At 67.6% G+C, this 2,056-nt stretch carries 2 protein-coding genes; both read left to right on the top strand.

Annotation, left to right across the window (positions count from 1 at the left end):
• The first annotated feature begins 231 nt into the window (after window positions 1-231).
• Window positions 232-777 (top strand): hypothetical protein, encoded by a 546-nt coding sequence (locus GVN21_RS20275; RefSeq protein ID WP_166576550.1) that lies wholly within the window; start codon window positions 232-234, stop codon window positions 775-777.
• A 1-nt stretch (window position 778) separates the two neighbouring features.
• Window positions 779-1,699, top strand: a complete 921-nt coding sequence (locus GVN21_RS20270; protein ID WP_166576549.1) for a hypothetical protein — start codon at window positions 779-781, stop codon at window positions 1,697-1,699.
• Window positions 1,700-2,056 lie beyond the last annotated feature (357 nt).

The following is a 2,056-nucleotide window of genomic DNA, read 5'->3' as shown; positions in this document are numbered from 1 at the left end:
CTCCGGGGCTGGCGGAGTATCGCGGGGCGCCGATTGGGCGGCCACCTCGGAATTGGGGGTGCGTGGCGGGTTTCCGGCGGGCCGGATGGGGCGACGCAGCTGCGATGGAGCTGAGCCGTCGGGATCCGGCGGGTGTGACCGCTATCACGGCGGGCAGCGCCGGACGCTGACAAGGTCTCAGAACGGTCTGCCTCGCGCTCCGCGGAGGCGCCGTGAAAAAGGATATGTCGAATGAAAGCGCTCGTCGTCGGCATGGTCGCGGTGGCTTCTGTCGCCACCTCAGGCTGCGCCTATATCACCGCCAAGCCGGCCCGGCCCGACACCCCCGGGTTCAGGGTATATCCCCCGAAGACCTATATCGTGGCGGGGGCCTCGGGGCCGACCAAGCTGGTCCTGCCTGACTGCTCCAAGCCGATGGCTGTGCAGTTCGGAACCTTCCTGGCCAAGCAGGACGTGAACTTGAAGATGGCCGAAGGCATGCTGACCGAGGTGGATAGCAAACAGGATTCCACCCTGCTGGCTTCCAACCTGCTCACTGCCATCACCAAGATGGCCGGGCCGGAGGCGGCGACCGGCAAGGCGTCGAGCGAGGGGGTCCCCACTGAATCGACGAGGGCGTTCCAGTTGGTTGAAGTGAATTGCGACGGCGACCTGCTGGAGCTGAAGACGGGACCGTCATTCAGCTTCTCGATCTCCGACGAGGCCCGCAAACCGGAGGGAGCCGGAGGCGGCGGTGAGGATCAGTCGGGCCGGCCGCCGCCGAAAGGTCGGAACTGACATGGCCGTCGAGGCCTGGCCACGCGGGTTCAGGTTTCGACAGGCGGCCCGCCGGGCGGCAATGGCGCTGTCCAAGCTTCCCAATGTCAGCCATGTGACCTTGGGCGAGAAGGAAACCGGCGGCCGGGGAACCGGTCGGCTGGCGCTCAAGGTCCATGTGGCCCGCAAGGGCGATATCGACGCCGCCGGCCGCGCCCCGGCCGTGGTTTCGCTTCGGAGCCGCCAACGGATCGCGCTTGGACTGCTGGAAACCGACGTGATCGAGACCAGCGGCGCGCCGGCGGTCAGTGGGATCGCCTCCGGCGGACGGCTGATCGGATTTGGAGGCGACCGAGGTGTGGCGGGGCTGGCCTTTACCAAGGGGCGCTTCCGCTACCTGGCGACCAACGCCCATGTGGTCTTCAACCTGGCGAACGGCCAAACCGGCCCGGTCCAGTGGGACACCGGTTCCCGTCCCGCGCCCCTGGGACCGGTGGTCCGGTGGATCCCGATCCGCCCCGGCCAGGCCGCGGACGGCGATCTGGCTATCGTCCGGGTGGATGGACCAACGCCCGTGCGGCCCTACTGGCTGGAGGTGATCGAGCAGCCGATTGACAGGATCGATGACATGGGTCCCAGCGAACTGGACCACTGGTTCGTGGCAAAGGGCGCGCAGCATCTGTGTGGCGCGCCGGAACCCGTCCTGAGCGGCGCATGGGTGGACGTCGACGGGGTCAGGATTTTCTATCGGGGCTTTTGGCAACTGCGAATGCGGCCGGGCTTCCGTGCGGAGGCTGGCCAGTCCGGGGCCTTGCTGTGCCGGACGGCGCAGGGCTTGAATGTCGGTTGCGGCCTGGTGTTCGGCCGGGGCTCGGACGAGCTGGTCTGGGCATATCCCTTCGCCACTGCCTTTGAGGAGATGTTCGCCGCGCTTGCAGCGTGAGGCGGCCGTCTGGGACGTCGTGACTTTAGAGGTTGGCGGCGCCGGCTGGACTTTGCGGCCCGGCCGGTCCATACGCCGCCGCGAAATGAGAAACGAAAAATTGCTGGTGGAACAGGGGTTCTACCAGGCGTGCGCCGAACGGCTCGGCGCGGAGACCCATTACCGGCCGTTCCCCTACAGCCGGCGAACGCGCTGGAACGCCCGCGAGCCGGGCAACGGGCGCTATCCCGGCTTCGGCCTGATCCGCCTGTTCGGCGAGACCGTGCACATCCAGCTTCGACGGCCGGCGGCCAGGGCGGCGTCGGCGATCTCGTGGCGATAGGCCTGATAGACGCGGATCGTCGTGGCGTCATACAG

This window comes from Caulobacter sp. SLTY, assembly GCF_009905535.1.
GTDB lineage: Bacteria > Pseudomonadota > Alphaproteobacteria > Caulobacterales > Caulobacteraceae > Caulobacter.
The sequence above is the reverse complement of the archived record's forward strand: the minus strand, read 5'-3'. Positions and strand labels throughout refer to the sequence as shown.

Coding starts and splice junctions, on each gene's coding strand:
- GVN21_RS20275 (WP_166576550.1), top strand. CDS start 232: ATGAAAGCGCTCGTCGTCGGCATGGTCGCGGTGGCTTCTGTCGCCACC.
- GVN21_RS20270 (WP_166576549.1), top strand. CDS start 779: ATGGCCGTCGAGGCCTGGCCACGCGGGTTCAGGTTTCGACAGGCGGCC.